Raw genomic sequence first — 16,088 nt, 5'->3', positions numbered from 1 at the left:
TTAGAGGTCATTTAAATCCCTACCATAATATTCATGTTCTCACCGGTTTGTCAACGTACAATCCTGAGATCTCGAATAATTTGATCGGAATTCGTCAATGGAATCGCCCCTTCTTCAATCAATCGATTCGGTCCTTCCGCTAGAGGATCAAGCGGTGAACCCGGTACCGCGAAGACCGTCTTTCCCTGCTCTAGCGCGTGTCCGACCGTGTTCATCGTCCCGCTCTTTCGTCTCGCCTGTAAGACGACGAGTGTATCACCTAGACCACTCACCAATCGATTTCTTTCCAAAAATTGAAATTTTTGAACAGGTGTGTTCGGGGCATATTCACTCAAGAGAATTCCTTGCTTCGGAATTCGCAAGAGCATATTTCGATTCGCTGCTGGATAGAGATTGTTCAGTCCAGCTCCGAGCACCGCCACGGTCGGACAATTTTTATTTAAAGCATGCTCGTGCACGAGACCATCAATGCCAAGCGCTCCGCCCGAAACCGAAATAGTTTCTTCTATTAAAGAGTGATAGTGTCGCACTAACGATTGACTGATCCGATTCAACTCACGACTTCCGACCATTGCGGTCGTTCTTTCTTGTAGTACCTCTAAATCCCCATCGTAAAACAAACAGTATGGCGGGTTTGGAATCTCGAGCAATCGCTTTGGGAAAGACTCATCTTCCCATGTGACAAAATGAGTATACAATTCGCTTGAGCGAAGAGCCAAACTGGCTCGCTTCCAAACATGTGTAGAAAATTGAGTGCGATGTGTGTCTAACGTCCCGTTCAAATAATGATGCACGAATTCAACAGGAATGCGCGCAGCAGCAAACCGAGCAATTGTTTGATTCATCACAATCTCCCCTTTAAAAAAATGAGGGATGCAAGCATCCCTCATGATTCTTATGTCGTCGGTTGACCCGTGACACACGCTTCGTATAGACCTTCTTTTTTCAAGACACGAATCAACGTTTCACCGATGACAGCTGGTGTTTCAGCTACTTCGATCCCATTCGCGTTCAATGTCTTGATTTTTTCAGCAGCCGTCCCTTTACCACCTGAGATGATCGCGCCAGCGTGTCCCATACGTTTGCCTTCAGGAGCCGTCTGTCCGCCGATGAAGCCGATGACCGGTTTCGTCATGTTCGCTTTCACCCATTCAGCCGCCTCTTCTTCAGCCGTTCCACCGATTTCCCCGATCATGATGACAGCTTTCGTGTCCTCATCATCGTTGAACGCTTTAAGCGTATCGATGAAGTTTGTTCCATTGACTGGGTCTCCACCGATTCCGACAGCTGTCGATTGACCGATTCCTGCCGTCGTCAACTGATGAACTGCTTCATACGTGAGCGTTCCAGAACGTGACACGATTCCGACATGCCCTTTCGTATGAATATAGCCAGGCATGATTCCAAGTTTTGCTTCTCCTGGCGTGATGATTCCAGGACAGTTCGGTCCGATCAAACGAGCCGGTTTGTCTTCGAGATAGCGTTTCACTTGAATCATGTCCACTACAGGAATGCCTTCTGTAATACAGATGATGAGTTCAATCCCACTGTCCGCTGCTTCCATGATCGAGTCAGCAGCGAAAGCTGGTGGTACGTAGATGATTGATGCGTTCGCACCCGTCGCCTCGACCGCCTCAGATACCGTGTTGAAGACTGGAACGTTGTCGAGGACCGTCGTGCCACCCTTACCTGGTGTGACACCACCGACTAATTTCGTGTTATACGCAAGCATTTGTTCACCATGGAACAAACCTTGTTTCCCTGTAATCCCTTGAATGATGACTTTCGTATCTTTATTCGCCCAAATACTCATGTCGTTTCCCCCTTATCGAACAAGTGCTGCGATTTTTTCCGCACCGTCAGCCATCGAGCTAGCTGTCGTGATCGCAAGTCCAGATTCATCGAGAATGCGCTTCCCGGCATCAACGTTCGTTCCTTCTAAGCGAACGACGAGTGGTAAGTCGAGTCCGATTTCTTTCGTCGCTGCGACAATCCCCTCTGCGATGATGTCACACTTCATGATTCCACCGAAAATGTTAACGAAGATTCCTTTGACTTGGTCATCTGACAAAATCAATTTGAAAGCTTCCGTTACTTTTTCTTTTGTCGCACCGCCGCCTACATCGAGGAAGTTAGCGGGTTCAGCGCCGTAATGTTTGATGATATCCATCGTCGCCATCGCAAGGCCAGCACCGTTGACGAGACAACCGATGTTTCCGTCAAGCGCGATGTAGCTGAGGTCATGTTTAGATGCCTCGACTTCACGTGGATCTTCTTCCGTCGTATCGCGAAGTGATAGGATGTCTGAATGACGATAGAGTGCGTTGCTATCGAAGTTCAACTTCGCATCAAGCGCGATGACGTTTCCGTCTTTCGTCGTGACGAGTGGGTTGATTTCTGCGATTGTGCAATCTGTCTCGACGTAAACTTTGTACAACTTCATGACCATGTCACTGAACTTGTTCACAAGTTTCGTCGGGACTTCCATTTTAAATGCGAGACGACGCGCTTGGAATGGACGCAATCCCACAACCGGGTCGACAATCTCTTTATGAATCTTCTCAGGTGTATGTTCAGCGACTTCCTCGATGTCCATACCACCTTCAGATGAACCCATGATGACAATTCGGCCGATCGAACGGTCAAGCACGAGTCCTAAGTAAAATTCTTGGTCAATCGCAGAACCTTCTTCGATATAGAGACGCTGGACAACTTTTCCTTCCGGACCTGTTTGGTGTGTCACGAGCGTTTTCCCGAGAATCTCTGAAGCGTATTGCTTCACTTCTTCATCTGTCTTCGCAAGTTTGACGCCACCTGCTTTACCGCGGCCACCTGCGTGGATTTGTGCTTTCACAACTTTCAAATCACCGTCAAGCTTGGCAGCAGCTGCTACAGCTTCTTCAACAGTAAAGGCTGGATAACCCGTCGGAACGGCTACCCCAAACTCTCTTAACAATTCTTTCGCCTGATACTCATGGATATTCATATGTTTTTCCCCCTTAGTCCCCTTTAATATCGGCACGTCTATTGTAACGAAAAACTGAAAGCGCTGTCTATCGTTCTTGCTTTAAGTTTTCATCTTTTTTTCACATATAACCCTAGACAAATCAAATTTTATCTTGTTCCATCTGATAAAGAAACACAAAAAGTTCGGCAATGACCTGATAGACGTCCTCTGGAATCTGCTCTTCGATGTTTAAGGCTGAGAGTAAGGAAAGGAGTGCCGGGTCCTCATGAACAGGGATTCCGTTCGCCTGGGCAATCTCAAGCATCCGCTCAGCGACGATGCCTGTCCCTTTCGCCACGACGTGCGGGGCATCCATCGATTGCTCATAAGAGAGTGCGATTGCTTTCTTTGGATCGTTCATATTTGGAGATCCACCTTTCCAAGAGGCGCAAATGTTTCGGGTACACGTTCACGCTTTGCTTCGTATGAAAATGAAGACAAATCAAAATCGACACGTTTCAACCCTTCTTTTAGAAGCGGTTCGTATGTACGAACGTATGGACTTAAATCGTGAGTCTCATTAAATACCCGAACGGACACGTACCGTTTTTGGATCAATACATCGATTCCTGTTTCGCCAAAACGTGGTGTTTCGAGAAACAAGACGATGCGGGCATGGTCGGAATCGATCGCCTCTCGCTTCGGTGCTTCTAAACGAAGTTGAACGTGCTCGAACGGACCTAGTTGCGGTATGTGAAATGCTTGTGCGACGAACGGTGGACTTTGGGTCGCGTTAAACGCTTCCTGAGCTCGCACAAACTGTTCGAATTTCGGCTCGCCTTTCGCTTTGAACAGTTCGCCGACGAGCGTCTTTACATCAGACCCCGTCCCGCTCTCTAGCATCGCTTTCCCGGCTGTCTTGACCGATTCTGGTGTCGGAATCGGTTCCCGAATGAAACGGGCGAGCTGTTCGCCTAACGCCTGGAGAGGCGACTTGGCAGCTGTAAGTGATTCTGATGCTTGTGGGACGACTTTCAAGACAAGCTTCGGCTCGACATCCGTGACGACCATTTTATACGTCACGCTCTCTTTGACGTTCGCATTGACGCCGACCCGGAAGATTCCTTGCGGCAACTGCATGACCGCCTCATTCCCGGGCAGAAGTTGTAACACTTTCCCGACAATTGTATTTCCGAGTAAAAGCGGTCGCGACGTCTGTTCGGTCACTTTGAACGGTAAGACTCCTTGATGATCGATCCGCAACGCTACCACTCCTTTCACATGTGCTTTATCGGGGCGAATGTACGACGATGGATCGGCGTCACCCCGTGACGTCTCAAGCCTTCTAAATGTGCCTCCGTCCCATAACCAGCGTTGTTGGCAAACCCGTAGCCAGGATACGTACGGTCGTATTCTTCCATCATCCGGTCCCTGACGACTTTAGCAACGACACTCGCCGCTGCAATCGATACGCTCAGCGTGTCCCCCTTGATTAGAGACTGTTGGGGAAGATCGAGATCGAGTTTCATGGCGTCGATCAACAGGGCATCGACCTCACCGACTTGACGAATCGCCTCCATCATCGCAAGCTTCGTCGCTTCATAGATATTGATGTCATCGATTACCGCAGGCTCGACGATTCCGACACCGACTTCCGCGACTTCCATGATGAGATCATACGCCGCGTCTCTAGCCGTTTTCGACATTTTCTTCGAGTCGTCCAATCCTGCAATATAAAACCCTTCCGGCAATAGAACGGCGGCCGCCACGACGGGTCCCGCGAGGGGGCCCCGTCCGACCTCATCCACCCCGACAATTCGAGTGAACCCGTCCGCCTTCCATTCACGCTCATACGCCATCCGACGTTCGAAATCGACCCGTTGCGCCTGAACTCGTTCGAATTGGCGCTGTTTTTGCTTAAGCAACGTTTGTACGCCCGCTCGGGGGTCTTGTGACAGGGTGGGAAAGAGTTGTACCCATTCTTCATATCGGATGTCCTCTAGTTGTTGTTTAATCTGTTGAATCGTCACGGTCTTCCTCCTATTCAAAAAAGCCCTGTTTACACAGGGCTTTACGCCATTTCATGGTCAGCCGGTGTCTCGAGCGAGATCCGTCCGATTTTCTCATGTCGTAGTTCATTCAAAAGCAGTTCGCTTGCCTTTTCAAAGTCGACATAACCGCCACTGATCAAACCGCGCTTCTTCCCGATCATCTCAAGGAGCTCCACGCCGTCTTCAGGTAACGTTTCGAGCTTGAATCGTTCCTTTAATTGTTCCGGATAACGAGCATGCAACTCACGAACCGTATACAAGGCGATATCGTCCAAGTTAAGAATCTCATCTTTAATCGCGCCTGTCGCGGCTAGACGATACCCGACGAGCTGGTCCTCGAATTTCGGCCAGAGAATCCCTGGCGTATCCAAGAGCTCCATCTCGCCGCCCTTCATCTTGATCCACTGCTGACGCTTCGTCACGCCAGGTCGGTCACCTGTGATGGCGATGTTACGCCCGGCAAGACGGTTGATGAGTGTCGACTTCCCGACGTTCGGGATCCCGATGATGAGCGCACGAATCGGTCCAGGGTTACGTCCCTTTTCACGCATGCGGTCATGTTTTTCTTTCATCAACTTTTGAGCACCTGTGATGAGCTGTTTCAAGCCTTTGCTATGCTTCGCATCGACTGCGACGACTTCAACGTCCTCACTCTTCAAGGCGCGTAACCATGCATCCGTCACGGCCGGGTCGGCCATGTCTGCCTTGTTCAAGACGATGAGTCTTGGCTTACCAGCCGTAATCTCGTCGACCATCGGGTTGCGGCTCGATTGCGGTACACGTGCATCCACGAGCTCGATGACGACATCAATCAATTTTAATTTTTCAGTAACTTGTCTTCTTGCTTTGGCCATGTGGCCAGGAAACCATTGAATTGCCAAAAAAGCACCACCTTAATCTTCTACCGTGCCAACATCGTCGAGCGGCCAGAAGATGAAGTTCGTCTTGCCGACAATCTCCTCTTTCGACACAAATCCGATTTCACGACTGTCCTTCGAGTTTTGACGGTTATCTCCCATGACGAAGTATGAGTCTTCAGGAACGACTGACTCGCCTGTCACTTGTTCAAGCGTGAAGTTCTCCGTCAACGGGAACCCGTTCATCTGTGCGCGGAACTCGTCTAAATACGGTTCTTCAACCGCTTCACCGTTAATATAGAGCACGTCATCTCGATATTCGAGCGTGTCGCCTGGGATGGCGATGACACGTTTAATATAGTCTTTTGATTCTGTCGCATGGAATACGACGATATCGCCTCGGTCTAGCTCACCAACATAGTTCGAAATTTTACTGACGATCATTCGATCCGCATTGTGGAGTGTCGGCATCATCGACTCCCCTTCAACGATGACAGGAACGAAGATGAACGTCCGGATGACGAACGCGATGACAAGAGCGACAACGATGGCCTTTAGCCAACTAAACACTTCTTTCAACTTCACTCACTCCTCTATCCATTTGAACTTATTGTACTAGAAAAAAAGAAGCTTGTCGCAAGCGACAAGCTTAATTCCCATCTTAACGACGGATTTCTTTAATACGTGCTGCTTTACCGCGAAGGTTACGGAGGTAGTAAAGTTTCGCACGGCGAACTTTACCGTAGCGTACTACTTCGATTTGCGCAACGCGTGGTGAGTGAAGCGGGAATGCACGCTCAACACCTACGCCGTAAGAAATCTTACGGACTGTGAATGTTTCGCTGATGCCGCCACCTTTACGCTTGATAACAACGCCTTCGAAGATCTGGATACGCTCACGCGTTCCCTCTACAACTTTAACGTGGACACGGACTGTGTCACCAGGACGGAAAGCAGGTACGTCCGATTTGAATTGTTCTTCTGTGATTTCACGGAACAGTTTTTGTGTGTTCATGAATCATATCTCCTTTTTCTTCAATGTTCATATCTTCATATGCCCAAGCATCCAATAGCGGAACATCGGTAATCGATGGGTTTAACCCACATGCTCAAACATAGCATATATTTCTCAATCGCGCAACGATTGAAGAAACTTTTTATCGTCTTCCGTCAGCTCGATTTGCTCGAGTAAATCCGGACGACGTCGATACGTTCTCGCGAGCGATTGCTCGCGTCGCCACGTCTCGATACGAGCGTGATTTCCAGACAGGAGGACGTCCGGCACTTTCAACCCGCGAAATTCCGCAGGGCGTGTGTAGTGCGGATACTCAAGGAGACCGGTCGAGAACGAATCGTCTTCGTGGCTCGCCTGATCACCAAGGACGTCCGGGAGCAGTCTCACCGTCGCATCAATCATCACCATCGTCGCGAGCTCCCCACCCGTCAAAACGAAATCGCCGATGGACACTTCGTCCGTCGCCAGTTCATCGTGGATGCGCTGGTCGAATCCCTCATAATGTCCACACAAAAAGATCAGATGCTCTTCACGGGCCCATTCTTCCGCCATCTGTTGATTGAACGGCTTTCCGGTCGGCGTCGTGAGAATGACACGTGGTGACTTCGCTTCGATCGAGTCAAATGCATCAAAGATTGGTTGTGGGGTGAGCAACATGCCCGCCCCTCCTCCGTACGGATAGTCATCGACTTTATGATGCTTGTTCGTTGAAAAATCCCGAAAATTGATGAACGACATATCCACTTGTCCGAGCGCTTTCGCTCGGCCGACGATGGAATGGTCGAGCGACTTGAACATGTCCGGGAATAACGTCAACACATCAATCTTCATCGTCAATCATTCCAGGGATTGGGGTGATGACGACCCGTTTCGCTTCCACGTCAATCTCTTTCACGACCGATTCGATGTAAGGAATGAGCGCGTCCGACTTGCCTGGTCGTTTGATGACCCATACGTCGTTCGCACCTGTCTCAAAGATATCATCGATTACCCCGATCGCCTCGCCATTGACAATCGCCTCGCAACCGATAATCTCGTGATAGTAATATTCATTCTCCGAGAGATTGTGCACGTGTTCGGCATGGACGTACAACTTCAACCCTTTATATTTCTCGATGAGGTTGATGTTTTCAAATCCTTTGAACGTGACGAGATGAAACTGTTTATGCGGACGATATGTCGTGATCGTCATCTCTTGTTTCGTTCCGTCCACGTCAAGGAACAACGTATTTCCTTTTTTAAATCGTTCTTCCGGGAAGTCTGTCGCCGCCAAAATCTTTACTTCCCCTTTAAGGCCGTGCGTATTGGCGATTTTCCCAACGTATAACCAATCCATTCGCGTTCCCTCCTCAACAAAATAGGCCGACCTCAGAAAAGGTCGGCCACATCATTACTTCGCGTTTTTCGCGTTGTGGAATTTCTCCATGATCCCTGCTTTAGAGAACAAGTTACGTACTGTGTCAGATGGCTTCGCGCCGTCTGCCAACCATTTGAGAGCGAGTTCTTCGTTGATGCGAACTTCAGCTTCTGGTTTTGCAACCGGGTTGTAGTGACCAACTTGCTCGATGAAGCGACCGTCACGTGGTGAACGTGAGTCTGCTACAACGATACGGTAGAAAGGTGATTTTTTTGCGCCCATGCGCTTAAGACGAATTTTAACTGCCATGGTAATATACCTCCATCATGTGTTTAAGAATTGACAACTTTTATAGTATACAGCTTTTTTGTCCGACTGACAAAAGTTTTTGTTAGAAGAACGGAAGACCTAAGCCCTTTTTCTTCCCTTTCATTTGTCCTGACATTTGCTTCATCAGCTTCTTCATGTCATCGAACTGTTTGATGAGACGGTTCACTTCTTGAATCGAGCGACCGCTCCCTTTTGCGATCCGTTTCCGACGACTCGCATTGAGCACTTCCGGGTTGGAACGCTCATGTTTCGTCATCGAACGAATAATCGCTTCGACGTGATCGAGTTGTTTCTCGTCGATTTGGACGTTCTTCAACCCTTTCATCTTACCTGCACCAGGTAACATCGAAAGTAATTCATCAATCGGGCCCATGTTTTTCACTTGACCCAACTGTTCAATGAAATCATCGAACGTGAATGACGCGTCGCGAATTTTGCTTTCTAGCTCTCTCGCTGCGTCTTGGTCCATTTGTGTCTCGGCTTTTTCAATGAGCGAGAGCACGTCCCCCATTCCAAGAATCCGTGACGCCATGCGCTCTGGATGGAATGGTTCGAGGGCATCCAACTTTTCTCCGAGACCGACGAACTTAATCGGCGCTCCCGTGACTGCCTTGATCGAAAGGGCTGCCCCGCCTCGTGTATCTCCGTCGAGCTTTGTGAGCACGACCCCGGTGATTCCGAGTTTCTCATTGAAACTGTCGGCCACATTGACCGCATCTTGACCTGTCATCGAGTCGACGACAAGGAAGATCTCATTTGGTTTGGCAATCGTCTTCACATTTTCGAGCTCACCCATGAGCGTCTCGTCGATATGAAGGCGACCCGCCGTATCGATCAACACGAAATCGTGATGATTTGTTTTTGCGTACTCGAGTGCTTTCGTCACAATCTCTTCCGGCTTCACTTGATCGCCAAGTGAGAAGACCGGTAAATCAAGTTGTTTCCCGAGTGTCTCGAGCTGCTTGATTGCCGCCGGACGATAAATATCCGCCGCGACGAGAAGTGGACTGCGGTTATGCTTTTTACGAATCAAGTTCGCTAGCTTCCCGGTCGTTGTCGTCTTACCTGCCCCTTGTAGCCCGACCATCATGACGACTGTCGGTGGTTTCTGACTAAATGAGATCGGGACGACATCGCTTCCCATCAAATTCGTCAACTCTTCGTGAACGATTTTGACGACTTGTTGACCTGGCGTCAATGATTTCATGACATCCTGACCAACCGCACGCTCTTTCACGTCATTGACGAATTGCTTGACCACTTTAAAGTTGACGTCGGCTTCTAGTAAGGCGAGGCGAACCTCACGCATCATCTCTTTGACATCAGTCTCCGAGATTTTCCCTTTACCACGCATCTTTGAAAGCGTCGCTTGCAACCGTTCTGATAATCCTTCAAATGCCATGCTCCAGCCCCCTACTCTAAATTCTCAAGCGCAGAAATCGTGGCATTCACGTCATCCGTGAGCTCGACTTGACGTTTGAGGGTCTGAAGAAGTTGCTGACGCTGTTCGAATTTTTCGAATAGAGCGAGCTTTTCCTCGTACTGTTCAAGCATCGTTTCTGTACGCTTTATGTTATCGTAGACCGCTTGACGGCTGACTTCAAACTCTTCCGCTATCTCTCCGAGCGAGTAGTCATCTAGGTAATAAAGAGACATATAGTTGCGCTGTTTCGGTGTGAGGAGCGCTTGATAGAAATCGATGAGATAGTTCATGCGATTCGTTTTTTCGAGCGTCAAACCTTTCACCTCCACATGTTAAGTGAAATCCCTTTACAACTACCTATAGTACAGCCGTGCCTAGTACTTGTCAAGTTTTTTTCTTAACAGCAAAACTTAGGCGAGGTCTTTGTTTGTGTCCTCTTTTTCAGTCGAGTCGTCTTCTGACTTCTCTTCGAAAACGTCCCCGAATAACCCTAGGACGAACTGTTCTGGATCGAACTCTTGTAAATCGTCCATCTTTTCACCAAGACCGACATATTTGACCGGGATGTCGAGTTCATTTCGAATCGCGAGCACAATCCCACCTTTAGCCGTCCCGTCGAGCTTCGTCAAGACGATTCCGCTCACGTTCGTCGCTTCTTTGAACGCTTTCGCTTGAATCATGGCGTTTTGTCCTGTCGTTGCATCTAATGCGAGCAAGACCTCATGCGGACCGTTCGGAACTTCTCGTTCGATGACACGCTTCACTTTTTCGAGTTCTTTCATTAGATTCACTTTATTTTGAAGACGTCCCGCCGTGTCACAGATGAGGACGTCCATGTTACGCGACTTCGCGGATTGGACGGCATCGTATACGACAGCAGCCGGATCTGATCCTTCCGTTTGACGGATAACAGGAACGCCGACACGCTCTCCCCAAACTTGGAGTTGTTCGATTGCCCCTGCACGGAACGTATCCCCTGCCGCGAGCATGACGTTACGACCTTCCGACTTCAATTGATGCGCCAATTTTCCGATTGTCGTCGTCTTCCCGACCCCGTTCACACCGACAAACAAGATGACCGTAAGTCCATCTTGCATATTCAGTTCGCGGTCTGATTCGTCTTCTTGGAGGCGTTTCGCTACTACTTCAACGAGTGCATCCCGAACTGCGACCGGGTCTTTTAAGTTGCGTCGTTTCACTTCTTCTTTCAAATCTTCGACAAGATCCATCGTCGTCGTGACGCCGACATCCGCTTGGATGAGCAAATCTTCGAGTTCATCGAAGAAGTCCTCATCCACCTCGCGGAAACGATAGACGAGGTCGTTGACGGCACTCGCAAACCCGTCACGTGTCTTCGTCAACCCGTCTGTAAACTTTTGTGACACCTCTTGGGTAGATGTCGTTAATTTCTCTTTTAATTTCTTGAAAAAACTCAACGTGATTCCTCCATCTCTTCATCCATTTCTACGACACGTTTTGCTTCAGACAGTTCGACCGATAACACTTCGGACACCCCGTTCTGTTGCATCGTGACGCCATAAAGCGTGTCCGCCGCTTCCATCGTGCCTTTTCGGTGCGTAATGATGACAAACTGCGTATCAATCGATAGCGTGCGAATATATTCCCCGAACCGGTGTACGTTCGCCTCATCAAGAGCCGCCTCGACCTCATCGAGGACACAGAACGGTACCGGACGCGTCTTCAGTATCGCAAACAATAAGGCGATCGCTGTGAGTGCGCGTTCTCCACCAGACAATAGACTGAGCGTCTGTAGCTTTTTGCCAGGCGGTTTGGCAACGATCTCGATTCCTGTGTTCAGCAAGTCCGATTCATCAACAAGTTTTAAGTCGGCCTCACCTCCACCGAATAACTCGGTGAACGTCTGTTTAAAGTGTGCCCGTACGTTCGTATACGTTTCTTTAAAGAGACGTGTCACTTCACGGTCCATCTCGGCGATGATCTCATACAAATCTTCTTTTGCACTGACCAAGTCATCTCGCTGTTCAGACAAGAACGTAAAGCGTTCGTGAACGCTATCAAACTCTTCGATTGCATTCAGATTGACCGGTCCGATTTCCTCAATTTGACGAACGAGCAATTTAAACTCTTCTTTCGCTTCATCAAGAGGAATCTCGAGCGCTGGTAAGAGTTCTGCGACAAGACCCTGTTCTTCTAACGCATCGAGCTTCCATTGTCGCTTCAATTCGAACTCTTGCTTCGCCGTCTCTAGTTTTCGGACTACCGCTTCTGCCTGTCGTCGCGCTTCCGTCGCCTGGTCGACACGCTGACGCATGATCCGGTACGCTTCTTCATTCGACTTGAGCGTTGTTGCCATTGCTTGTAGCGACTCTTGAATCTCGTTGAATTCGAGCTTGGCCGTGGTAAGCGTCGCTTCTAATTCAGCAGATGAAACGACTTCTCCACTATCGAGGCGCGTGAGTTCACGCTCCATCTGATTGTTTCGTTCCTGTAGACGATTAAGTTCAGTCGTCAAGCGCTCCAATTCATATCGAACACGTTCTTCTTCGAGCGTATGGCGTTGCAGGTCGAGTTCGTTTTGGCGAAGCGCCGTTTCGAGTTGCCCCGTACTCTCGGCACTTTTTGACTGTTCGGCACGGAGCGATTCTAGACGGACACGAATATCCGCTTGCTCTTTGTCCGTATCTGCCAAGGCTTTCGTCAATCGTTCGAGCTCGGCTGTCGACGTCTCAATCGTCCGTTCATAGCGCATCATCTCGTGATCGAACAGTTCAAGTTGTGATTTGGCATCGAGTGAGGCACGTTCAGCAGTGCGGTAAGTAGCCTCGACCTCTCGAAGCGTGACTTCGACGGTACGTTTTTCGTCTCGAAGTGTCGATAGTGCTTGAGTAATCGTTGTCAATGCTTCCGTATACTCTTGAAGACGTTGCTTTTGCTCATGGAGCATGGCAAGACCTTGTGTCAATCCTTGTTTCAAGTCATCTAGTTCACGCGATTGTGTAAACAAAGCCACACCTTGCTTACGACTACCACCTGTCATCGAACCGCCGACGTTCACGATGTCTCCCTCGAGTGTGACGACGCGGAAACGATATCCGGTCGACTGTGCCATTCGGTTCGCGACTTCTAACGTCTCCGCGACGAGCACCGCACCGAGGAGTGATTGTTTTAACGTCTCAAACGATTCGTCCGTCTCGACCAAATCGGACGCCACACCGACAAACCCATTCATCGATTCGAGGCGATGCATCACTTCGGTCGGTACGAATCTCGGCTTGATCGTCGTCAGCGGCAAGAACGTCGCACGACCCGCGTTCGCTTTTCGCAATTGATCGATTTCACGGCGACCGACTGTCTCGTCTGTGACGACGACATGTTGCTGCGTCTGACCGAGAGCTGTTTCGATCGCTGCTTCATACGAAGGACGAACACGAATGAGTTCAGCGACGGCACCGAGCACACCTGCAGAACGATTTTTCAACACGAACTTGACCGCATGGAAATAACCTTCATACGATTGCTTCATCCGTTCGAGCATTTCGATCCGATCTTCTGTTTTTTGACGACGACGCTCGAGATCATAGTAAGACGTCTCCGCCCGCGTTAATTTCTCACGGATCGTCGTTTCTTGATCGTGAAGTTCCGCCTCTTTATCAGTCAATTGTTCAAAACGACTTTGTACCTCTTCGTACTGTTTTTGCGCCGCTAACAGTGTCGCTTCTTGTGAAGAACGGTCATCGAGACGATGTTTATTCTCACGAAGAAGTCGTTCTTTCGACTCGATGGCGACATCGATATCCCGTTGTTCCCGCTTTTGTTGGTTACTGATTGTCGCTCGCGTGGTCGCGAGTTCGAACGCTTCACTTTGTAACGCTTCGATTTCAGAATTGAAATCACGCGATGCGGCTGTCAATTGTTGTTGAAGCGCATCTCTCGCCTCAGTCGTTTGGCGCAACGTATCTACTTTTTGAGACAATTCATCACGAACGGTCTGCAACCGTGTCTCAAGCTCTGCCATCTCAGCTTTTACTTCTTCACGTTGACGCAAGAGACGGTCTTTCATCTCGGCACCGTGCTCTTCTTGGGCTTTTGCGAGCTTGATGTCACCCGTCAAACGCTCGACATACGTCGACTGTTCGCGCTCCTTTTGATTCAATTCAGCCAACTCGTCACGAAGTGTCGAAAGTGTCGCCTCGAGTTGACTACGTTCTTCGGTAAGGTTCTGTACCGAACGGTCGGAGTTAGACAATTGCTGAATGGATTCTGTGTGACGTACCGTCACCTGCTCGATTTCTTGTTGAAGCATTTGAATTTCGGCACCCATAATACCCGTTTCAAGCTCGTCATGACGGGCTTTTGCCACTTTATACTCCCGAGCAAGCGCTGCTTGTTCGCGAAGGGGTTCTACCCGGTCAGCCAACTCAAATAAAATGTCGTCGACACGAGATAAGTTCAACTCCGTATCTTGTAATTTACGCTCAGCCTGTTTTTTACGCTGGCGATACTTGAGGACTCCCGCCGCCTCTTCGATGACAGCCCGGCGATCTTCCGGTTTCCCGGAAATGACTTGTTCGACCCGCCCTTGCCCGATGATGGCGAATGCATCGCGGGAAAGACCTGTGTCTAAAAACAAATCAATCACGTCTTTTAGACGACATGGTTTTTTATTCATAAAATAGTCGCTGTCCCCACTCCGGGTCACGCGACGGGTCACACTCACTTCTTCATAAGGGAGACGTAACTGTTCGTCGCGATTATCGAGGACGAGTGTGACCTCGGCGACGTTTCGGTGATTCTCACCTTCACTTCCGGCAAAGATGACATCTTCCATCTTGGCACCGCGCAGTGATTTGGCCGACTGTTCTCCAAGTACCCAGCGAACAGCGTCCGATATATTGGATTTCCCGCTCCCGTTCGGCCCTACTACAGCCGTGACGCCGGGACGGAAATCTAATTCAATTCGCTTGGCAAATGATTTAAAGCCAGCGAGTTCGATTCGTTTTAAGTGCATCGTGACCATCCTATCCGCAGTAAGCATTCATCTGTATATTTTACCACAGTTAACAGTTCGTCAAAATGCCAGAATCATGCTATTCTTAAAAGAACTGTAGAAAGGGGAATACAGATGACGAATGAACAGATGATTGAAGCGATTTTGGATAAGATGAACATTATTAACCGCGGTGCGATCAAAGCGGAAGAATATAATGAGGCTGACCCATCAGCGGTGAAAGAGATTTATGAGTACGTGATGACACGTTCTTCCCTCTCTTTATCAGAAGTCGACGGAATCGTCGAAGAGCTCGGTCAATTGACATGAAAAAGGAGTGGAACCATGGTGAATGGTCCACTCCTTTTGTTTATAAATCTGCGTATCGCCGATTAAAAGCGATGAGCGCTTCTTTCGCTGCCAATTGTTCCGCTTCTTTTTTAGAACGCCCGACCCCTTCACCGACAATATCGTCGCTGAGACGTGCATGAGCCACAAATTCTCGGCTATGTGCCGGTCCGCGCTCTTCGATGATCTCATAAGTGACCGGACCTAACCCTTCACGTTGCACGCTTTCCTGCAACTGGCTCTTGAAATCAGTCTGTTCTTCAAATACTCCGGCTAAGACTTTCGGAAAAACCGCTTCGGCGAGGAATCGTTCGACTGCCTCAATCCCTTGGTCTAAATAAAGAGCACCGATATAGGATTCGAAGACATCGGCAAGTAATGCCGGACGTTTTCGTCCACCAGTCAACTCTTCACCTTTTCCAAGCAAGATAAAGTCAGAGAAGGCATAGGCCTCCGCAAAATTCACGAGTGACGGTTCACAAACAATCGCCGCCCGTAACTTTGTTAATTCCCCCTCGGAGCGCTCCGGATAAGTCTCATATAGGAACCGGGATACGGTCAATTCTAATACGGCATCCCCTAAAAACTCTAAGCGTTCATTGTCTTTTCGCAACCCACGCTGCTCATTCACATAAGATGAATGCGTGAACGCCTGCATGAGCAAGTCGTGATTTGAAAACTGAACGTCTAAACGCTCTTCTAATGACTTGAATAACTCTAAGATGCGTGCTCGTTCCATTTCCTGACGTCGACGCCGTTGCGCCGATCCTTGACGGTCAAACCGCCGTTTT

At 49.1% G+C, this 16,088-nt stretch carries 18 protein-coding genes; 1 reads left to right on the top strand and 17 read right to left on the bottom strand.

Features of this window, described 5'->3' with window-relative positions:
- Positions 1–50: 50 nt before the first annotated feature.
- The 16 genes from dprA to smc form a co-directional block, all read right to left on the bottom strand.
- Positions 51–845 carry a DNA-processing protein DprA gene (gene dprA / locus KNO75_RS02395; RefSeq protein WP_214815903.1) on the bottom strand — a complete coding sequence of 265 codons (795 nt, stop codon included), beginning with the start codon at positions 843–845 and terminating at the stop codon, positions 51–53.
- A gap of 50 nt (positions 846–895) precedes the next feature.
- Positions 896–1,813: a succinate--CoA ligase subunit alpha gene (gene sucD, locus KNO75_RS02390; RefSeq protein ID WP_214788850.1), complete on the bottom strand. Its 918-nt coding sequence runs from the start codon at positions 1,811–1,813 to the stop codon at positions 896–898.
- A 12-nt stretch (positions 1,814–1,825) separates the two neighbouring features.
- Entirely contained in the window at positions 1,826–2,986 is a 1,161-nt protein-coding gene (gene sucC, locus KNO75_RS02385; protein WP_214788853.1) for an ADP-forming succinate--CoA ligase subunit beta, read from the bottom strand.
- Positions 2,987–3,107: 121 nt separating this feature from the next.
- A complete protein-coding gene (locus KNO75_RS02380) occupies positions 3,108–3,368 on the bottom strand; it encodes an EscU/YscU/HrcU family type III secretion system export apparatus switch protein (RefSeq protein ID WP_074034763.1) in 261 nt (86 codons plus the stop codon).
- Complete coding sequence (locus KNO75_RS02375) at positions 3,365–4,219, bottom strand: hypothetical protein (RefSeq protein ID WP_353047546.1); 855 nt, start codon at positions 4,217–4,219, stop codon at positions 3,365–3,367. The genes KNO75_RS02380 and KNO75_RS02375 overlap by 4 nt, the downstream gene beginning before the upstream one ends.
- 5 nt (positions 4,220–4,224) lie before the next feature.
- Positions 4,225–4,977: a ribonuclease HII gene (locus KNO75_RS02370; protein WP_214819658.1), complete on the bottom strand. Its 753-nt coding sequence runs from the start codon at positions 4,975–4,977 to the stop codon at positions 4,225–4,227.
- 41 nt (positions 4,978–5,018) lie between these two features.
- On the bottom strand, positions 5,019–5,879 hold the full coding sequence (gene ylqF, locus KNO75_RS02365) for a ribosome biogenesis GTPase YlqF (RefSeq protein ID WP_214788862.1): 861 nt from the start codon (positions 5,877–5,879) through the stop codon (positions 5,019–5,021).
- Between the two features lie 12 nt (positions 5,880–5,891).
- Positions 5,892–6,434, bottom strand: a complete 543-nt coding sequence (lepB, locus tag KNO75_RS02360) for a signal peptidase I (RefSeq protein WP_074034770.1) — start codon at positions 6,432–6,434, stop codon at positions 5,892–5,894.
- A gap of 82 nt (positions 6,435–6,516) precedes the next feature.
- Positions 6,517–6,870 carry a 50S ribosomal protein L19 gene (rplS, locus tag KNO75_RS02355; protein WP_015881369.1) on the bottom strand — a complete coding sequence of 118 codons (354 nt, stop codon included), beginning with the start codon at positions 6,868–6,870 and terminating at the stop codon, positions 6,517–6,519.
- A gap of 114 nt (positions 6,871–6,984) precedes the next feature.
- The gene (gene trmD / locus KNO75_RS02350) at positions 6,985–7,701 is read right to left on the bottom strand and encodes a tRNA (guanosine(37)-N1)-methyltransferase TrmD (RefSeq protein WP_214794116.1); all 717 of its coding nucleotides are present in this window, start codon (positions 7,699–7,701) and stop codon (positions 6,985–6,987) included.
- Positions 7,691–8,206 (bottom strand): ribosome maturation factor RimM, encoded by a 516-nt coding sequence (gene rimM / locus KNO75_RS02345; RefSeq protein WP_214819656.1) that lies wholly within the window; start codon positions 8,204–8,206, stop codon positions 7,691–7,693. The genes trmD and rimM overlap by 11 nt, the downstream gene beginning before the upstream one ends.
- A gap of 54 nt (positions 8,207–8,260) precedes the next feature.
- Positions 8,261–8,536 (bottom strand): 30S ribosomal protein S16, encoded by a 276-nt coding sequence (gene rpsP / locus KNO75_RS02340; RefSeq protein ID WP_015881366.1) that lies wholly within the window; start codon positions 8,534–8,536, stop codon positions 8,261–8,263.
- Between the two features lie 82 nt (positions 8,537–8,618).
- Positions 8,619–9,959 (bottom strand): signal recognition particle protein, encoded by a 1,341-nt coding sequence (ffh, locus tag KNO75_RS02335; protein WP_214788871.1) that lies wholly within the window; start codon positions 9,957–9,959, stop codon positions 8,619–8,621.
- An 11-nt stretch (positions 9,960–9,970) separates the two neighbouring features.
- The gene (locus tag KNO75_RS02330) at positions 9,971–10,294 is read right to left on the bottom strand and encodes a putative DNA-binding protein (RefSeq protein ID WP_214702252.1); all 324 of its coding nucleotides are present in this window, start codon (positions 10,292–10,294) and stop codon (positions 9,971–9,973) included.
- Positions 10,295–10,390: 96 nt separating this feature from the next.
- Complete coding sequence (gene ftsY / locus KNO75_RS02325) at positions 10,391–11,416, bottom strand: signal recognition particle-docking protein FtsY (protein ID WP_214788874.1); 1,026 nt, start codon at positions 11,414–11,416, stop codon at positions 10,391–10,393.
- A complete protein-coding gene (gene smc, locus KNO75_RS02320; protein WP_214819654.1) occupies positions 11,413–14,970 on the bottom strand; it encodes a chromosome segregation protein SMC in 3,558 nt (1,185 codons plus the stop codon). Before smc ends, ftsY begins: the two co-directional genes overlap by 4 nt.
- A gap of 114 nt (positions 14,971–15,084) precedes the next feature.
- Here smc and KNO75_RS02315 point away from each other — a divergent pair, with 114 nt between their 5' ends.
- Positions 15,085–15,279, top strand: coding sequence for a DUF1128 family protein (locus KNO75_RS02315; protein WP_214788880.1), 195 nt, complete (start codon positions 15,085–15,087; stop codon positions 15,277–15,279).
- 40 nt (positions 15,280–15,319) lie between these two features.
- Here the strand turns inward: KNO75_RS02315 and rnc are convergent, their stop codons facing one another.
- The gene (gene rnc / locus KNO75_RS02310) at positions 15,320–16,036 is read right to left on the bottom strand and encodes a ribonuclease III (protein WP_214693956.1); all 717 of its coding nucleotides are present in this window, start codon (positions 16,034–16,036) and stop codon (positions 15,320–15,322) included.
- Between the last annotated feature and the right edge of the window lie 52 nt (positions 16,037–16,088).

Source organism: Exiguobacterium sp. s35 (assembly GCF_018617535.1).
Lineage (GTDB): Bacteria > Bacillota > Bacilli > Exiguobacteriales > Exiguobacteriaceae > Exiguobacterium > Exiguobacterium aestuarii.
This window is presented reverse-complemented; position numbering and strand designations above follow the sequence as displayed.

What these genes read in the sequence shown, in the direction of transcription:
- sucC (WP_214788853.1), bottom strand. Translation starts at nt 2,986, where the DNA reads ATGAATATCCATGAGTATCAGGCGAAAGAATTGTTAAGAGAGTTTGGG.
- dprA (WP_214815903.1), bottom strand. Translation starts at nt 845, where the DNA reads ATGAATCAAACAATTGCTCGGTTTGCTGCTGCGCGCATTCCTGTTGAA.
- rpsP (WP_015881366.1), bottom strand. Translation starts at nt 8,536, where the DNA reads ATGGCAGTTAAAATTCGTCTTAAGCGCATGGGCGCAAAAAAATCACCT.
- sucD (WP_214788850.1), bottom strand. Translation starts at nt 1,813, where the DNA reads ATGAGTATTTGGGCGAATAAAGATACGAAAGTCATCATTCAAGGGATT.
- KNO75_RS02315 (WP_214788880.1), top strand. Translation starts at nt 15,085, where the DNA reads ATGACGAATGAACAGATGATTGAAGCGATTTTGGATAAGATGAACATT.
- rnc (WP_214693956.1), bottom strand. Translation starts at nt 16,036, where the DNA reads ATGGAACGAGCACGCATCTTAGAGTTATTCAAGTCATTAGAAGAGCGT.
- smc (WP_214819654.1), bottom strand. Translation starts at nt 14,970, where the DNA reads ATGCACTTAAAACGAATCGAACTCGCTGGCTTTAAATCATTTGCCAAG.
- trmD (WP_214794116.1), bottom strand. Translation starts at nt 7,701, where the DNA reads ATGAAGATTGATGTGTTGACGTTATTCCCGGACATGTTCAAGTCGCTC.
- KNO75_RS02380 (WP_074034763.1), bottom strand. Translation starts at nt 3,368, where the DNA reads ATGAACGATCCAAAGAAAGCAATCGCACTCTCTTATGAGCAATCGATG.
- rimM (WP_214819656.1), bottom strand. Translation starts at nt 8,206, where the DNA reads ATGGATTGGTTATACGTTGGGAAAATCGCCAATACGCACGGCCTTAAA.
- ffh (WP_214788871.1), bottom strand. Translation starts at nt 9,959, where the DNA reads ATGGCATTTGAAGGATTATCAGAACGGTTGCAAGCGACGCTTTCAAAG.
- rplS (WP_015881369.1), bottom strand. Translation starts at nt 6,870, where the DNA reads ATGAACACACAAAAACTGTTCCGTGAAATCACAGAAGAACAATTCAAA.